20 protein-coding genes and 1 pseudogene are annotated in these 15,746 nt (G+C 65.2%); 6 read left to right on the forward strand and 15 right to left on the reverse strand.

What is annotated here, in order from left to right:
• The first annotated feature begins 1 nt into the window (after position 1).
• The 4 genes from CI805_RS01330 to CI805_RS01345 all read left to right on the forward strand — a co-directional run bounded on the left by CI805_RS01330 (position 2) and on the right by CI805_RS01345 (position 2,774).
• Positions 2-1,381 carry an L-serine ammonia-lyase gene (locus CI805_RS01330; protein ID WP_260925328.1) on the forward strand — a complete coding sequence of 460 codons (1,380 nt, stop codon included), beginning with the start codon at positions 2-4 and terminating at the stop codon, positions 1,379-1,381.
• Between the two features lie 102 nt (positions 1,382-1,483).
• Positions 1,484-2,191, forward strand: a complete 708-nt coding sequence (locus CI805_RS01335; RefSeq protein WP_260925330.1) for a CDP-alcohol phosphatidyltransferase family protein — start codon at positions 1,484-1,486, stop codon at positions 2,189-2,191.
• Positions 2,192-2,325: 134 nt separating this feature from the next.
• Positions 2,326-2,511, forward strand: coding sequence for a hypothetical protein (locus tag CI805_RS01340; protein ID WP_260925332.1), 186 nt, complete (start codon positions 2,326-2,328; stop codon positions 2,509-2,511).
• An 80-nt stretch (positions 2,512-2,591) separates the two neighbouring features.
• On the forward strand, positions 2,592-2,774 hold the full coding sequence (locus CI805_RS01345; protein ID WP_260925340.1) for a hypothetical protein: 183 nt from the start codon (positions 2,592-2,594) through the stop codon (positions 2,772-2,774).
• A gap of 82 nt (positions 2,775-2,856) precedes the next feature.
• On the opposite strand, the gene wecC is transcribed toward CI805_RS01345, so the two are convergent.
• Positions 2,857-4,158 carry a UDP-N-acetyl-D-mannosamine dehydrogenase gene (gene wecC / locus CI805_RS01350; protein WP_260925342.1) on the reverse strand — a complete coding sequence of 434 codons (1,302 nt, stop codon included), beginning with the start codon at positions 4,156-4,158 and terminating at the stop codon, positions 2,857-2,859.
• Positions 4,145-5,275 carry a non-hydrolyzing UDP-N-acetylglucosamine 2-epimerase gene (wecB, locus tag CI805_RS01355; protein WP_260925344.1) on the reverse strand — a complete coding sequence of 377 codons (1,131 nt, stop codon included), beginning with the start codon at positions 5,273-5,275 and terminating at the stop codon, positions 4,145-4,147. The genes wecC and wecB overlap by 14 nt, the downstream gene beginning before the upstream one ends.
• Positions 5,276-5,374: 99 nt before the next feature.
• Here wecB and dcd point away from each other — a divergent pair, with 99 nt between their 5' ends.
• A complete protein-coding gene (dcd, locus tag CI805_RS01360; protein WP_260925346.1) occupies positions 5,375-5,929 on the forward strand; it encodes a dCTP deaminase in 555 nt (184 codons plus the stop codon).
• A gap of 90 nt (positions 5,930-6,019) precedes the next feature.
• Positions 6,020-6,556 (forward strand): DoxX family protein, encoded by a 537-nt coding sequence (locus tag CI805_RS01365; protein WP_260925349.1) that lies wholly within the window; start codon positions 6,020-6,022, stop codon positions 6,554-6,556.
• A gap of 8 nt (positions 6,557-6,564) precedes the next feature.
• Here the strand turns inward: CI805_RS01365 and CI805_RS01370 are convergent.
• The 13 genes and pseudogenes from CI805_RS01370 to CI805_RS01430 form a co-directional block, all read right to left on the reverse strand.
• Positions 6,565-8,615: pseudogene (locus CI805_RS01370) on the reverse strand (transglycosylase domain-containing protein).
• Between the two features lie 346 nt (positions 8,616-8,961).
• A complete protein-coding gene (locus CI805_RS01375; protein WP_260925351.1) occupies positions 8,962-10,032 on the reverse strand; it encodes a tyrosine-type recombinase/integrase in 1,071 nt (356 codons plus the stop codon).
• Between the two features lie 4 nt (positions 10,033-10,036).
• Positions 10,037-10,315 (reverse strand): helix-turn-helix domain-containing protein, encoded by a 279-nt coding sequence (locus tag CI805_RS01380; RefSeq protein ID WP_260925353.1) that lies wholly within the window; start codon positions 10,313-10,315, stop codon positions 10,037-10,039.
• Entirely contained in the window at positions 10,312-10,986 is a 675-nt protein-coding gene (locus CI805_RS01385) for a site-specific DNA-methyltransferase (protein WP_260925355.1), read from the reverse strand. The genes CI805_RS01380 and CI805_RS01385 overlap by 4 nt, the downstream gene beginning before the upstream one ends.
• Positions 10,987-11,039: 53 nt before the next feature.
• Positions 11,040-11,222, reverse strand: a complete 183-nt coding sequence (locus tag CI805_RS01390; RefSeq protein ID WP_260925359.1) for a type II toxin-antitoxin system HicB family antitoxin — start codon at positions 11,220-11,222, stop codon at positions 11,040-11,042.
• The gene (locus tag CI805_RS01395) at positions 11,219-11,497 is read right to left on the reverse strand and encodes a hypothetical protein (protein ID WP_260925361.1); all 279 of its coding nucleotides are present in this window, start codon (positions 11,495-11,497) and stop codon (positions 11,219-11,221) included. The genes CI805_RS01390 and CI805_RS01395 overlap by 4 nt, the downstream gene beginning before the upstream one ends.
• A complete protein-coding gene (locus tag CI805_RS01400) occupies positions 11,494-11,784 on the reverse strand; it encodes a hypothetical protein (RefSeq protein WP_260925363.1) in 291 nt (96 codons plus the stop codon). The genes CI805_RS01395 and CI805_RS01400 overlap by 4 nt, the downstream gene beginning before the upstream one ends.
• Before the next feature lie 2 nt (positions 11,785-11,786).
• Positions 11,787-11,966 carry a hypothetical protein gene (locus tag CI805_RS01405; protein ID WP_260925365.1) on the reverse strand — a complete coding sequence of 60 codons (180 nt, stop codon included), beginning with the start codon at positions 11,964-11,966 and terminating at the stop codon, positions 11,787-11,789.
• The gene (locus tag CI805_RS01410; RefSeq protein WP_260925367.1) at positions 11,963-12,142 is read right to left on the reverse strand and encodes a hypothetical protein; all 180 of its coding nucleotides are present in this window, start codon (positions 12,140-12,142) and stop codon (positions 11,963-11,965) included. Before CI805_RS01410 ends, CI805_RS01405 begins: the two co-directional genes overlap by 4 nt.
• On the reverse strand, positions 12,139-12,345 hold the full coding sequence (locus CI805_RS01415; RefSeq protein WP_260925369.1) for a hypothetical protein: 207 nt from the start codon (positions 12,343-12,345) through the stop codon (positions 12,139-12,141). The genes CI805_RS01410 and CI805_RS01415 overlap by 4 nt, the downstream gene beginning before the upstream one ends.
• A gap of 19 nt (positions 12,346-12,364) precedes the next feature.
• Positions 12,365-12,526, reverse strand: a complete 162-nt coding sequence (locus CI805_RS01420; protein WP_260925371.1) for a hypothetical protein — start codon at positions 12,524-12,526, stop codon at positions 12,365-12,367.
• The gene (locus tag CI805_RS01425; protein ID WP_260925373.1) at positions 12,526-13,056 is read right to left on the reverse strand and encodes a hypothetical protein; all 531 of its coding nucleotides are present in this window, start codon (positions 13,054-13,056) and stop codon (positions 12,526-12,528) included. Before CI805_RS01425 ends, CI805_RS01420 begins: the two co-directional genes overlap by 1 nt.
• Positions 13,056-15,701, reverse strand: a complete 2,646-nt coding sequence (locus CI805_RS01430) for a toprim domain-containing protein (protein ID WP_260925375.1) — start codon at positions 15,699-15,701, stop codon at positions 13,056-13,058. Before CI805_RS01430 ends, CI805_RS01425 begins: the two co-directional genes overlap by 1 nt.
• Between the last annotated feature and the right edge of the window lie 45 nt (positions 15,702-15,746).

Below are 15,746 nucleotides of genomic sequence, written 5' to 3' on the forward strand. Positions count from 1 at the left end.
GATGATTTCCGCGCTCGACCTGTTCCGCATCGGGCTCGGCCCGTCCAGTTCGCATACCGTCGGACCGATGCGCATCGCCACGCGGTTTCTCGAAACGCTGACCGACGATGGCGTGCTCGATACCGTAGCGCGTATCCGGATCGAGCTTCAGGGCTCGCTGGCGCTGACCGGCGATGGCCACGGCACGCCCGACGCCTGCCTGATGGGCCTTGCGGGCTTCCGCCCCGAGACCGCCGAGCCTGACGAGGCTCACGCCGCCGCCGCGCGCATCCGCGCCGAAAAGCGCGTCGCACTGCTGGGCGCTCGGGGCATCGCCTTCGATCCCGCCACCGATCTCGTGCTCGATTTCGACTGCATTCCAGATCTTCATCCCAACGGCATGGTGCTCGCCGCCTTCGATGCAGCGGGCAGCGAACTGGCCCGGCAGGACTATTTCTCGACCGGCGGCGGCTTCTATTCGACGCGCCAGCAACTGGAACGTCCGGTGCCCGACGATCAGGTGCCGGGTGGCCCGCCCGTCCCGCACCCCTTCGGCTCGGGCGAGGAGCTGCTGGCCGTCTGCAAGGCCAGCGGTCTCGACATCGCCTCGGTCATGCTCGCGAACGAGACCGTGCGCCGCCCCGAAGCCGAAACGCTGGAGGGCCTCGATGCCATTGCCGAGGCGATGAACACCTGCATCGATCGCGGGCTCCAGCGCGATGGCCTGCTGCCGGGGCGCCTTGGCGTGCGCCGCCGGGCACGCTCGATCCACCAGAAGCTGATCTCGCGCCCACAGGACAATCAGGCCGAAACCCTGATGGACTGGCTCAATCTCTATGCCATGGCGGTGAACGAGGAGAACGCCAGCGGCGGCCGCGTCGTCACCGCGCCCACCAACGGCGCGGCGGGGATCATCCCCTCGCTGCTGCGCCAGTATTGCAGCGACGGCAATCTGGCGGTGCCCGCCAAGGCGCGACGTTACCTGCTGACGGCAGCCGGGATCGGCATGCTCTACAAGCAGCGCGCCTCTATCTCGGGCGCGGAAATGGGCTGTCAGGGCGAAGTCGGCGTGGCCTGTTCGATGGCGGCAGGTGGGCTCGCTGCCGTCTGGGGCGGTACGCCCGAACAGGTCTGCGCCGCTGCCGAAATCGGCATGGAGCATAACCTTGGTCTGACCTGCGATCCGGTGGGCGGACTGGTGCAGATCCCCTGTATCGAGCGCAATGCCATCGCCTCGGTGAAGGCTGTGAACGCTGCCAAACTGGCGCTGCACGATGGCGAAACGCCGCGCGTCTCACTCGATCAGGTAATCGAGACGATGCGCCAGACGGGGCTCGACATGTCCAGCAAGTACAAGGAAACCAGCCAGGGCGGCCTTGCGATAAACGTGGTGGCCTGCTGAAAATAAAGGACAATTGTTCGCGGTTCTCGCACTGTCCCAAACCGGCCTGCGCCCACGGCAGGCCGGGCTTGCCAAGTCTTCGTTCTGTCACGATAAGGCGCAATGCATAGCCCGGCCCCGCAAGCGATCGACCGTATCCAGCAGAACTTCCTCGCCAAGGGTGAGCGACGGCTGCTCAACTGGCTCTGTCCACGCATGCCGAAATGGGTATTTCCCGACCTGCTGACCGGGATCGGCATGTTCGGCGCGCTGCTGATCTTCGCCGGTTACACCACCAGCCTGCTGAACGAGGACTGGCTGCTGCTGTGTCTGCCCGGCTACGTGATCCAGTGGTTCGGCGATTCGATGGACGGCAGCCTCGCCCGCTTCCGCCGGATCGAGCGTCCGCGCTACGGCTATTTCCTCGATCACAGCTGCGATGGCCTCGCGACGTTCCTGATCCTCGCCGGGATCGGCTTCAGCCCTTACGTCCGCCTCGACATCGCGCTGATCGCGCTGGTCGGCTATCTGCTGCTCTCGGTCCACGCCTTCCTGGCCGTGCGCGTGCTGGGCGAGATGCGCCTGTCCTACCTGTCCGCCGGGCCGACCGAACTGCGCTTCGTGCTGATCGGTCTCACGCTGTCGATGCTGATCTTCGGCGACCGCCAGCGCGACATGACGACGATGACCACGTTCGACTGGTTCGTCGGCACTGTCGGCGTGGTACTGCTGATCCTTTTCGTGGTCCAGACGATCCGGTCCTGCCGCGAACTGGCCCGGCAGGAAAAGCGCAATCCCGGCCCGATACCCAACGCATTCGGCCAGGACTGAGCCTGCTTGCCGGGGCTTTACCCCGCGCTGCGACAGACCGACCGGTATCTGCGATGCCCCGGCTCCCCTGAACGGACGTTCCGTGCTTGAGAGCCTTGCGACGGGTGCGACCGTCTCGGAAAAGGTATCGTCACGTGAAGAACATCCATATCGCCCTGATTTCCGCGCTTTCGCTGGGCGCCGCGCTGCCGGTTGCCGCGATCGCTGCCCCTGCGCACAAGGTCGAGACCAAGAAGGTCGTCGTCAAGAAGACCCCGGCCAAGAAGGTTTCGTGCCGTTACGTGGTGAAGAACCACAAGAAGGTGAAGGTCTGCAAGTAGGGGATTGGTCCCGTCTGCAACCTAAGAGCAATCCCGGCGTTACAATCGGGATCGTCCATTAGGAAGGGATAACGGACACCATGACCAAGACCATTCTCGCCGCCGCCGGCGGCACGCTTGCCGCTGCTGCCGCGCTTCTCGCCCTGGCTCCGGCCACGGCTTCGGCCCGTCCGCACGACGGCGCCTGGGCACGTCATCATCACCGCGTGGTGTGCCACACCGAGTGGCGCCATCATCACCGCGTGCGCGTCTGCCATCGCTGATCGCGCAGGCGACGCCTGATGCACGAAGGGCCGGTCCATCAGGACCGGCCCTTTCTGTAGGTGGCTGATGCGTAGCGGCGTTTCAGACGGCGAGCCGCAGCTTCGCCTCTTCCTCGCGCACGACACGCGGCTGATCGGGCCAGATGCCGCGCGTATCGTAGACCAGCTTGTCCGCACGCTCGGCCAGCGGCACCACGCGGAACACGTCGTGATCGACCAGCACGATCAGGATATCGCAGATCTCCAGCGCATCGTCGATATCGATCTGCGCGACGCCGGTATCCTTGAATTCCAGCGGCAGTTCGGCGGCATAAGGCTCCACCACGCTGATCCGGCTGCCGAAACGGCGTACCAGGCGGCTGGCGACGAAACGCGCGGGGCTCTCGCGGAAATCGTCGATATTGGCCTTGAACGCGAGGCCAAGGCAGGCCACGCGTGCCTCGGGATGAGTTTCCAGCAGTGCTTCGGCGCGGGCAATGACATGGTGCATCTTGCCGTCGTTCACGCCGCGCGCGGTGCGGATCAGCGGCGTCTCCTCGGGCGCGCTGTGGACGATGAACCACGGATCGACCGCGATGCAGTGTCCGCCCACGCCCGGTCCCGGCGACAGGATGTTGACGCGCGGGTGGCGGTTGGCGAGGCGGATCACCTCCCACACATCCAGCCCCATGCGGTCCGCCACCATCGACAACTCGTTGGCGAAGGCGATGTTGACGTCGCGATAGGCGTTCTCGACCAGCTTGGTCATTTCCGCCGAGCGCGCATCGGTGGTCACGCATTCGCCGCGCACAAAGCGCTTGTAGAACGACAGCGCCTTGCGCGCGCAGCGCGGCGTGATGCCGCCGATCGAGCGGTCGTTGTTGGTCAGTTCTTCCAGAATGCGGCCCGGCAGCACGCGTTCGGGGCAATAGGCGATCGAGATATCGGGAATCTCGCGCGTCAGGCCCGGTACTTTAAGATCGGGGCGCATCTCGGCAATCATGTCGCGCATCTGCTCGGTCGTGCCGACCGGCGAGGTCGATTCGAGGATCACCACGTCGCCAGCCTTGAGCACCGGCGCGATCGTGCGCGCCGCCGAGAGCACATAGGAAATGTCCGGCGCGTGGTTCTCGTCGAAGGGCGTCGGCACCGCGATCACGAAGATGTCCGCAGGTGCGACCTCGATCGAGGCCGAGAGCAGCCCGCGCGAGACGACGCCCTGCACCAGCCCATCGAGATCGACTTCCTCGATATGGATCTCGCCGCGATTGATCGTGTCGACCACCCGCTGCGACACGTCCAGCCCCAGTACCTTGCAGCCTGCGCGGGCGATCACCGCCGCCGTGGGGAGGCCGATATAGCCCAGGCCCACGACACAGACGTCAGGCTTGTTATCCGATTTCATTCGCCAGCAGCTCCACGATACGGCGCGCGCTGTCTCCGTCACCGAACGGATTGTGAGCGCGGGCCATGGCCTCGTAGGCATCCTTATCGTCGAGCAGGGTTGAAATTTCGGAAACGATGCGCGCTGCATCGGTCCCGACCAGTTTCGCGGTGCCTGCCTCGACGCCTTCCGGCCGCTCGGTCGTCTCGCGCATGACCAGAACCGGGCGACCGAGCGCCGGGGCCTCTTCCTGCACGCCGCCCGAGTCGGTCAGCATGATGTCCGCGATATTCAATAGCCTGGCGAAGTGCGGATAGTCGAGCGGCTCGATCAGCGCGACGTTGTCCAGCCCGGCCAGACGCTCGTTCATCACATGGCGGACGTTGGGATTGAGATGCACCGGGAAGATCACCGCCACATCGGGCCGCTCGGCAATCCGGCGAATCGCCTGCGCGATCTGTTCCATCCCCTCGCCAAAATTCTCGCGCCGGTGGCTGGTGACGCCGATGATTCGCCTGCCCGCGAAGCGCTGTTCCAGCGCGGCAAGGTCCCCCGCCAGTTCGGGGCGCTTGCCGATCTCGCCGCTGACCCAGTGGAGCGCGTCGATCACCGTGTTGCCGGTCACATGGACGCGGGCGGGATCGATGTTCTCGTTGATAAGCGCAGCGGCGGCAGTGGCGGTCGGCGCGAAATGCAGGCTGGCCATCGTGCCGATGATCTTGCGGTTCACCTCCTCGGGCCAGGGGTGATAGATATTGTGGCTGCGCAAGCCCGCCTCGACATGATCGACCGGGATCTTGCGATAATAGGCCGCAAGCGCGCCTGCCATCGCCGTTGCCGTATCGCCCTGCACCACCACCCGGTCGGGCGAAACCGTATCCATCACCTGCCCGAGGCCGGTGAGCAGCGTGGCGGTCAGCCCGTCGAGCGTCTGGCCCGGCTGCATCACGTCAAGGTCATGGTCGGGCACGATCCCGGCGATCTCCATCACCTGATCGAGCATCTGACGATGCTGCGCCGAAACGCAGACGACGCATTCGAAGCGTTCGTCCGCCTTCAGGGCATGGATCAGCGGGAACATCTTGATGGCTTCCGGGCGGGTGCCGAAGACGACGAGAATGCGGGCAGGGCTGGTCATGGCGGCAAGGCGTACCATCCTTGTGTTAAGCTTGGAATAAAGCCCGTGGACGCTGGTGGGGGAGTGGACAAACTCCCGCGCATCGGCAAAGCAGCGAATATGTCTATCCTCAGCGACAAGTGGATCCGCACGCAGGCCCTCGAAACCGGCATGATCGAGCCGTTCGTGGAAGGCCAGCGCCGTGACGGCTGCATCTCCTACGGCCTTTCGTCCTATGGCTACGACGCGCGCGTGGCGGACGAGTTCAAGATCTTCACCAATGTCGATTCGGCGGTGGTCGATCCCAAGGACTTCGCCAGCAACTCGTTCGTCGATCGCAAGACCGACGTCTGCGTGATCCCGCCCAACTCCTTCGCCCTCGCCCGCACTGTGGAATACTTCCGCGTGCCGCGCGATGTTCTGGTGATCTGCCTTGGCAAGAGCACCTATGCGCGCTGCGGGATCATCGTGAACGTCACCCCGCTGGAGCCGGGCTGGGAAGGCCACGTCACGCTGGAGTTCTCGAACACCACGCCGTTGCCCGCCAAGATCTATGCCAACGAGGGCGCCTGCCAGTTCCTGTTCCTCAAGGGCAACGAGCCGTGCGAGGTCAGCTATGCCGACCGCGCGGGCAAGTACATGGGCCAGCGCGGCGTGACGCTGCCGCGTCTCTGAGCGACAACGCCGACTTTCCAGCGTCCGGAACCTGACGACACTCCGGACGCTTCTCTCTCCACAAGGGTTTAAGCCCATGGGAGAGAGTCGATGTCGAAACCCATTGCCATTCTCGGGCGCATTCTGCTGGCGCTGATCTTCGCGGTCGCCGGTGCCCGGATGCTGCTTACCCCCGGCGAGGCGAAGCTGGCGTTGCTGGGGGCGGGGTTGCCTGTCAGCTTCACGCTGGTCGCCGGGCTGTTCCAGCTGATCTTCGGACTATGTCTTGCCTTCGGCTTTGCCGTGCGCGCGGTGTCGGTGCTGCTCGGCCTGTTCTGCGCGGCGACGATCCTGTTCTTCCACCATCGCATCGACGACCCGGTGCAGGTCAGCGCGGCGCTGCGTGATCTTGCGCTGATCGGCGGCTTGATGCTGGCCTTTGCGCACAGCCACATGTGGCACCACTATTATGCCCTGCGCGAAGCCCGCCGCGAGGACCTGGCGGCGCACGATGCCGAGTTGCGCGCTCACGAAGCGGAGCTGCGCGCCGCGCGGGCCGAGGCGGTCCAACCCCACGTCCAGCCGGTCACGCACGTTACGTACGACGCAGCGCCGATAACGCGCCGTCGCCGCTGGTGGGACTGGTAAGAGTTCCGTCAGTCCCCTTGCGCCTGCGCATCCTGCGCAGGCGGAGGCGTGGCGGGCGGCTTGCCGGATGTCGGCGCCGGGCTCGGCAGACCGCTGGGATTGACCAAGGGCTGGCCGTTCAGGTTCACCCCGTTCCTGTCGATCCGCACATCCAGCGGCACGCCGTTGATCGAGCCTGACATCGAAGCGCTGCCATTGTCGATGTGGAGGTTGCCCACCTCCACCGGCACGTCGCCCAGATCGGGCACGTCGAGCGGCTGGACCGGGCCACCGGGGTTCGGACGTGGCCTTGGCGCGGCCTGCTCGCCCAGCGCCTGACGCATGAAGTGGCCCCAGATCTGCGCAGGCGCACTGCCGCCATGGATACCCTTGAGCGAGGAATTGTCGTCGTTGCCGACCCACACGCCCACCACCAGATTGCCCGAATAGCCCACGAACAGGGCATCGCGGTTATCCTGACTGGTGCCGGTCTTGCCGAAGTTGGCCGCGTGCAGCATTGCCGCGCGCCCGGTCCCGTGATTGATCGCCCCGCGCAGCAGCTGCTCCATATTGGCATGGACCTTGTCCGACAGGCTGTGCCGCCGGTCGAGGAACCAGTCGTACCAGTGCGACGGCGGCACCGGGAACGCGGTGGGCGTCACCGGGAAATGATTGCCCGCCACGCCCGCATAGGCCGATGTCAGTTCCAGCAGCGTCATCGAAGCGGTGCCCAGCGCAATGCTGGGATCGCCGCTGGGCAAGGGCGAGGTCACACCCAGTTCGCGGGCCATGCCGATCACCGCATCATCGCCGACATTCTGGAACAGGCGCACCGCCGCGACATTACTTGAGCGCGCGAAGGCATCGGCCAGCGTGATCGTCTTGGAATAGTGGCCGCTCGCGTTCTGCGGGCGGTAGCTGCCGGTAGTGAAGGCGGTGTTGTCGATCGTGTCCTCGGGCGTCCAGCCCTTGCGCAGCGCGGCAAGGTAGACGAACAGCTTGAAGGTCGATCCCGGCTGGCGGCGCGCCTGCGTGGCGCGATTGAACGGGCTGTCGGCATAATCCTTGCCGCCCACCATCGCCACGACCTCGCCATTGGGATGCATCGCCACCAGTGCGACCTGCGCCTTGCCGAGCCCGGCACTGGCGATCGCATCGCGCGCGGCGATCTGCAGACGGGCATCGAGCGTGGTCGTATAGTTCTGCTCGGCATAGGTGCCCGGATCGAGCTTGCGCGCCTGAGGCAGGGCCCAGTCGGCGAAGTAGGTGCCGGTGGGCAGATTGCTGGCCACACGCACGTCGAGCTTGGGATCGCGCACCGCATGGGCCGCGCTTTGCGTGATATAGCCGTTGTCTGCCATCGCCTGCAGCACCAGCCGCATGCGCTTTTCGGCCAGATCGTAGTGGCTCGACGGTGCGAGTGACGACGGCGCCTTCATCAAGCCTGCCAGCATCGCCGCCTGTCCCAGCGTCAGGTTCTCCGGACGGCGGTGGAAATAGTGCATCGCCGCCGCGCGCAAGCCATAGGTGTTGTCGCCGAAGTAGGCATTCGACATGTAGCGTTCGAGGATCTGGTCCTTGGTCAGCCAGGCCTCCAGCCAAAATGCGATCAGCACTTCCTGCCCCTTGCGCACCAGACTGCGGCGCGGCGAGAGGAACGTGAACTTGGCTAGCTGCTGGGTGATCGTGCTGCCGCCCTGCGTCGAGCGGCCGATCAGGTTGTTGAACGAAGCGCGCGCGATGCCGCGCGGATCGATCCCCAGTGCGAATAGAAGCGCCGGTCCTCGATCGCCACGAAAGCCTCGGGCACGATCTTGGGCAGCTTGGCGATCTCGACCGGCGCGGCCACATCGGCGCCGTTGCGCGCGATCGGCGTGCCGTCTGCCGCCAGCAGGGTGATGCGCGGCGGGGTGATCGGTTGCAGCGATTTCGACAGCGGCGCGGTGATCGCCAGCCAGCCGACCAGCACGATGAACACCGCCAGCAGCCCTGCCAGAATCCGCGGCGTCCAGCGCCATACCCGGCGCCAGCGCGAAGGGCGCGGCGCAGGCGTCGCCCCGACGCCGCCGTTCGGCTGCATCGCTGCGGTCGCAACAGGAGGTACACCACCGGGCGGCAGTGGCGGCTGAGCCTCGCTCTGGGCCGGAGCCTCGGCCGGAGATCGTCGGGAGCGGAAAGGAAACAGGCTTTTCATCGTCCCGAGCGCTTGTAGCCGATTCCCTCAGCCTTGATAACTCGGCTTGCGCACCGAACCTGTGTGGAACCGCAATGAAGAATGATGCGCCGGGAGGCATTGACGACAGCGAAGAATTCCACCAATAGCGCGTCCTCACGGTTCGCCTTCACAGGCTCCGGGCGATTAGCTCAGTTGGTAGAGCATCTCGTTTACACGGCAGTTGTCAATCTGCCTGTGTGCCGCAGGAAAGCTAGGCTTTCCGCCTCCCCTTTTTATCCTGGTCGGGACTATGTCGGGACTCGCTCGCTTCGAGGGCGTTGCGGACGTCTTCGTCCAGGACGTGCGCGTAGCGGAGCGTCGTTTCGATGCGGCGGTGCTTGAGAGCTTCCTTCGCGGCCGCCAGAGATCCCGTCGCGCGCACGATTCGCGTGCCGCGCGTGTGGCGCAGATCATGGATGCGGAAATTGCTTACTCCGGCATCCGTCCGCGCCTGGTCGAACGGCTTTCGCAGGGCCGTGGGCGTCAGCGGATAGCGCTTGCCCTTGCGGCGTGCTCCCCTGCTCTTCTGGCAGACATAGGTAAACACGAAGGGCTGCCCTTCCTCATCATCGCAAGGAGGCTGGCGTACAATGATCTCGACCAGGGCAGTTGTGAGAGGACGGGTCACGATATCGCCGCCCTTGATGCGGGTGACGGCGACCTTGCGGGGAATGCTGACGTCTTCCCAGCGCAGGCCCAAGACCTCGCTGCGGCGCCATCCCGACTTGAGCAGGAAATCGACGGCATCGGCCACGTCATTACGCATGGCGAGGAAGAGCTTCTTCTCCTCGGTAATCTCCAGCTCACGCGGCGGCTTGCGCGGCACCTTCAACATCAGCTGCGCCCAATCGGGCATCTCACCAATATCGTACTTCGTGCGCATGGCCCGGCGCCAGACGGCGCGGGCGTTTTCAATCTCGCGGTTCACCGATGCGCTCGATCGCGAATCGCGACGGCGTGCGAAGTAGATCTGCAAATCGCGCTGAGAAATCTCGGAAAGCAGGCGATTCGGGTTAAGGCCATGGACCAGCTCGGCCAGCATGTACTTCATGGTGGGCCAGCTGGGCAGCAGCTCGGCGTGGTCCTGGTAGAGGCCTGCGGCCTGATCCACAGTGATCGGCGGGCGGCGTTCATCCGGTAGCGCGGCCAAACGCCGTTCGCGCCGCTCGAATGCTTCGGCAGCGCGCTTGGTGTCACAGCCTGTGGAGCCGTGATAGCGACGGCCCCTAAACTGGAAGTCATAATGGAAGTGCGGTTTGCCCTTGGGCTTGTAGACGCTCACGTGATCACCGGGCGCGATTGCGCTCCGTAAACGAAATCACTTCGCCCGACCGGCGCTTGCCGGTGCTGGTGACGTTGCGGGTGGGATCGTTCGGTGAAAATGGTGGCTGCACCTGGCGGAGAGTTTCGATGTACGATTCGAGGTCCGCAATCGTGTAGCGGATCGCTCGCCCGATCAACACGTAGTGCAAACGCCCCTCGTTCCGGGCCTTTCGCAAGGTCCGGATCGAGAGGCGCAGCCGATCTGCGGCTTCCGCTTCAGTCAATAGTAGCTGCTGTGTCACCGGTTCGCCTGTTCCCAGGCGGCGGAGATGCGGGCGATGGCGGTTTGGAAGTGCTTCGGGTTGTGCTCGATGCCGGTGAAGATCTTGCCCGCGCGGATCGCAGCAACGCCGGTGCTGCCGGTGCCCATGAAAGGATCGATGACGGTGCGCCCGGAGACGTTCCGAAGGATCTTGTTCATCACTTCGTCGGGCTTGACCGCGGGATGCGCGTAGTCCTTCAGGGCACGGGACCGGCATTCCACCACGCGCTTGAGGTCAGCGAGGCTGCCCTCAGGGTGATAGCCCCGGTTCCATGCGTGGAAATACAGCTCCAATTCGGGCACGTAGTGCTTGTTGGCGACGGGCATGGGCGTGAGTTTGCGCCAGACGCATAGTGCGAATCGGTGAAACAGGCCGTTGAGATAAGCCGAGACGCCTGGCAACTGGTCGTTGTGGCAGAACACGACGACGCTGCCGCATAGCAGCGGATTGATGATCTTGTGATCGAAACCGCGATCGAGGCCCTCCTGCTGGATCTGGTCGAGATAAGGCCGGTGCTTGCGAAACGATCCGCCGCCCGCCGTCCTGATGACGTAGGGCGGGTCCATCACCTCGGCATCGAAGAAGCCAAGCTGCGGGCGCAGCCGGTAGGCGTCGGCGCAATAGAGCGTGTGCGGGCCGATGCGGACCATAGTCATGTCGCCTTCCGGCGCGCCCGGATCGTAGCCTATCCAGATAGGCGCGTTCACAGGTCTTCAAGCCCGTCGATCATCTCGTCGAGCATCTTGACCGCCTCGATGATCGTGGATCCGTGCGTTATGCAGGGCCAGAGTTCCGGGCATTCGGCCAGCCAGACCTGGTCTTCTTCCGACCAGCGGATGATGACGGTGCAGGTGTGATCGAAGCGCTTGCGGGGCGGAATGTTCATGGTTCGAACCTCTTTGTGCGGCGGCGGAAAGCTTCCAGCTCGGCCGGGAATGTGATTTCGGTGCCGTTGCGGTTGGCGAAGAACAGGCCTTCGATTTCCGAGCCGTTGGGGTGGCCGCCTTGAATCCAGCCCAGCCCGCGCTTTTCTAGACTGCGGGCCGTGCGCCAAGTGGCGGCGCTCCGCAGACCGACGCCGAAGCCGCATCCGTCCTTGGGATCGAAATGCGACGTGCGCAGCATGAGCAGCTGATGGGGGGACAGTTTCGGGGCGGTCATTGGCCGGTGTTCGTGAAATTGCGGCGGAGCCACGGCACGCCGCCGTGCGAGAAGGGGATCAGCTGGGCGGGTGTGTAATCCAGCGGAACCACGGTGATGACGACGGCGAGGCCATCGCAGAAGCGCAGGAGGATCCGCGCCTTTGCCGTGCGCGCGCAGCGTGCGCCGAATCGGGCGGCGATCTGCACCGCCGGGCTGGCCAGCGCCGCCTCGGCCTGTGCCTGCGTGCCGCCGACGCGCTCCATGAAGCGCTCGATCGCGCGGGGGGTGATAACCAGCGGCGGCACGGTCAGCGTCCGATCCGCAGGAGATTGTCGGCGGCAGTCTGGGCGCGCTCGATCCCGATAGTCCACCAGCGGTGCGAGGCGGAGCCGGGGCAATAGGGGTTGGCAGGCAGCGGCTCACCATGGAAGCGGGCGGCGATGACGGCTTCGCGCGCGGCGGCCTGTGCCTTGCGGATAGCGATCATCGCAGCAGCTCCCGCGCGGCGTAGGCCATGAGCACGACGCCGCCACCGCTGGCAGCGAGGCCGAGGTAGAGACGGACGAGTATCCGTTCCCAGCGGTCGCCCATCCTGCCGAGCGCCTCGTTTTCGAGACGGAAGCGCATGTCCTCGCGCTCTTCGGGGGTGATCGGCGCGCTCACTGGACGGCTCCCGCCATCAGATCGAGCGTGCAATCGGGGCAGTGGGCGATGGCTTCATCGTCGATGTATTCGACATCCCAGCCCTCGGGCAGGCGCGGGGACTGGCGCAGCTCGATCGCATCGCAGCGGGCGCATTCGAAGACATGCGGAATCTGGCGCGGCGCGTGATTCGCAGGGTGGGTCTTTCTGGCATGGATACGCATGGGGACGATCTCCCGAAGGTCAGATGCTGGACCAGGTGAAGAGGAAGGCGCGGGCCGCGATCACGGCGGCGGCGAGCAGGATCAGCGCGGCGGCGACCCGCAGGCGCGAGGTGCGCTGGAGCGCGGGGCCGACCGGGCGGCAGGCACGGCAGGGGCAGTGGCTGGGATGAACACGGGACATCAGGCAGCACTCCGTTGCGCCTGTGCGGCCCGCCGGGCGCGCAAGGCATGGTTGATGCGGGCGGTGTGGTGGATGGCGGGACCCGCGCGGCCGTCGCCCAGGTGCCAGGCGAGCCCTTCGAGGATCGCGCGCTGGAGAAGCAGGCTGTCGGTTGGTGCGCGCTGGATCTCGGCGCCGACGCGATCTAGGGCGAGAGCGACGGCATCAATGCGGGCTGGCAGCGAGGCGTGGTGCGGAGCCTCCCCCTCGCCCGTCACGATCCACTGCCATTCGGTGGCGAGCACGCGCCAGGCGTCCAGATCGCGCCCGGCGGTTTCGGGATCGAGGCGCTTTTCGCGCACGAGCTGGGGATAGGCCTTTTCACGCCGGGCGACGGCGGTGCGGCACTGCTGCAGGATCGCTTCGTATTCGTGGCGAAGGGGCGGCAGATCCTGCGTCCCGTCAGGCCGGTAATCGCGGCTCTGCCAGATCACGGTGGGGTAATAGGGATCGTGGCGCAGCGGCGCCGGGGATGCGGACGCGCGGGCCATCAGATCACCCGCCCAGCATCGAGAGGCTGCTGGAAGATCCAGCACTTCACGTGCTTGCCCGAGGGCGAATTCACGCTTTCGTACTTCAGGAACTTGCGCGAGTGCGAATTGCGCAGAACCTTGCGCAGGGCATCGCCATCAGGCGGCACGATCCCGGCCTGACGTGCGCGCGCCTCGAATTCCACTAGGCGGATCGCGATCTTCTGATCGGGCTTGCGATGCTGGTTGAGCGACTTGCCTTCGGCGTGGGCGGTGCCCGGCTCGCGGTCGATCAGGTATTCGACCTGGTCCCAGAACTTGGCAACCAGAGGGTGATCGCCGCCGCAGGACTGCTGGCGGTTGATCGCCATGGCATCGACCAGCTGCAGCGTTTCCGCGATCCATTCAGGCCGTATGTCCGGGAACAGGCCGGGCAGGCATTCGACGGCTGCGGCCAGCTGGCTGTGGTTGAGGATGCAGCGATCGTTGACCAGCCCTTCGACGCGATCACCCATGGTGCGCTGGTGGCGTTCGAAGTGCTCGAAGAAGGCGGGGAGGTACTTCCCCTCAAGCCGGGTGGCGTGGACGATGGTGCCGGAGAGCCGCTCCATCGGCCAGCGCTTGAGCCGGGTCGCCGCCTCGCGGGCGTGTTCGGAGAACCGCGACTTGTCGACGTCCATCGACATGAGGCGTTCGAGCACGGCAGGCTGCGCATCGATCCGCTCATTCTGCATGAGGTAGATCGAGCCGAGGAACGGCGGTTCCGAGGTTTCGAAGCCGTTGGTCTTGCGCGCGGTGCCGCGTGGGTTGCGGCCGTTGTAGATGGTGAGCAGGTCGTTGTAGTCATACGAGCGGCGGCCCGATGGCTTGTCATCGTCGCGCTTGCCCTCGATCAGGCCCACCGGAAGGTTGGCGACCTTCATCATCACGCGTCCGAGGAAGGCGAGCGACCCCGCGTTCGGATCGTAGCCTTCGTGATTGAAGCGGCCGAGCAGCTTCCACAGGAAGATCATCATGGTGGTCTTGCCCGAGCCGGGCATGCCGGTGACTTCGAGGAAGCCCAGCGAGCCATCGCGTGCGCGGATCTGCACGGCGAAGAGCGACATCGTGAAGAAGGCGAGCGCGACGAAGCCCTTGGGGCCGAAGGCGGTCCAGAAATCGCCCAGCCACTCGAAATCGAGCTTGTCGGCATCGTAGGTGATGTCGAGCAGCCGCTCTTCGGAATAGAGCTTCACCGCCTGCTTGCCGAAATCGAAGTAGCGCTCGCCATTCAGGGGGATCAGGCGGCCTTCGCGCACGGCGATATCGCCAAGGATCCACGCGCGGTGCGGTTCGGAATAGCCGGTGGCGAGCACCGGGGTGACAACTTTGAGGTGCCGGATTTGGTGACGGATCAGCCGGTCCAGCTGTTCCTGCGTGCCCGACCACTGGCCCGCGAAGGCGAGCAGGCGCTTCTTGAACTCCGCGCTGTTCGCGCAGGCGTTGTTGGAGAAGCGGGCTTTCTGGGTGGGCGCGTCGGGAAAATCGACCTGAAGGAAGTAGTTGGTTTCGTCGAGGATGTCGTCACGCTCGCGGTAGAGCATGCGGAAGGCACAGGTGGAGATCTCGTCCACCATGAGCGTGCGCTCTTCATCGTCGTTGTAGGTGACCTTGCACCACCACAGGCGGTTGCCGTGGCGGAAATCGAAGCTGGACAGCTTCTTGCGGTCGTAGATCAGCTTGGCCTTTTCGTGGGGCGTCGCTGCGATCGTGACCGCGCCGTTCCAGAGGTATCCCTCGATCGCGGGACCGGAAAGCGGCCCGGTATCACCCTCACCGCGATATTCGACGTGATCGAGGAGGAGGTCGTTCCAGTCCTTGGATGTGCCCTCGCCATCGGGGCTGACCTGCGCGGCGGTAGCGGCCCAGCCTTCGGCCTGTGCGCGGCGAACGAACTTGCGCGCCCATTTGACCCCAGCGCCGCCGGGATCGAAGGCAAAGACCAGGCGTGGGCGAAGGGTGCGCTTGAGGCGCAGCAGCTCTGCACTGAGATCCGCCAGGAAGTGCTCGGGCCAGTAGTTGCAGGACATGGCCGAGACGGCGAGCAGCTTGGCGCCCTGATTAAGCGCGACCGCATTGAAGATGCCTTCGGTGATCCAGATGTCTTCGGCGGTGGCGAGCTGTTCCAGCGTGATCCTGGGCGGGATCCAGCAATGGCCGCCGGGCTTGCCGCCGAACGCGAAGTGCGCCTTGGCCTTGAACCGGCCCGGCTTGTCGATGATGCGTTCCCAATAGGTATCGCCCACCGGGAAGCGCACGGTGGCGCTGGTGTGGCCGGTCTTGCTGTCGCGATAGAGTTCCTGCGTATAGGTGCCGCGCAGGAGGCGCAGATCGAGGCCGCGTTCATGCGAGAGGTAGGCGTCGGCGGCAGCGGCGGGGTTTTCCTCGGAGGCCGGGAAGCGCTTCGACCAGTCCTCGAACAGATCGGGCAGGAGGGCGCGGACGCTGTCTTCCCACCCGCACTTTTCCTGCCGCCCGCACCGGACGATCTTGGGCTCCTTCGCAGAGCAGTAGGCTTCGCGCTGGCCGCAGCTGGGGCACTTGCCCTCCTGCATCCAGCTGCCCTTGGTCTTGCGGAACTGGAACTGTGCGGTGAGCGCCTTGATGACTTCGGCTTCGAGGTTCACTGCCCGGCGTCCTCCGCCCGGTCCGCTTCGTGCAGGCAGAAACCG

The sequence above is a fragment of the Novosphingobium sp. 9 genome (assembly GCF_025340265.1).
GTDB lineage: Bacteria > Pseudomonadota > Alphaproteobacteria > Sphingomonadales > Sphingomonadaceae > Novosphingobium.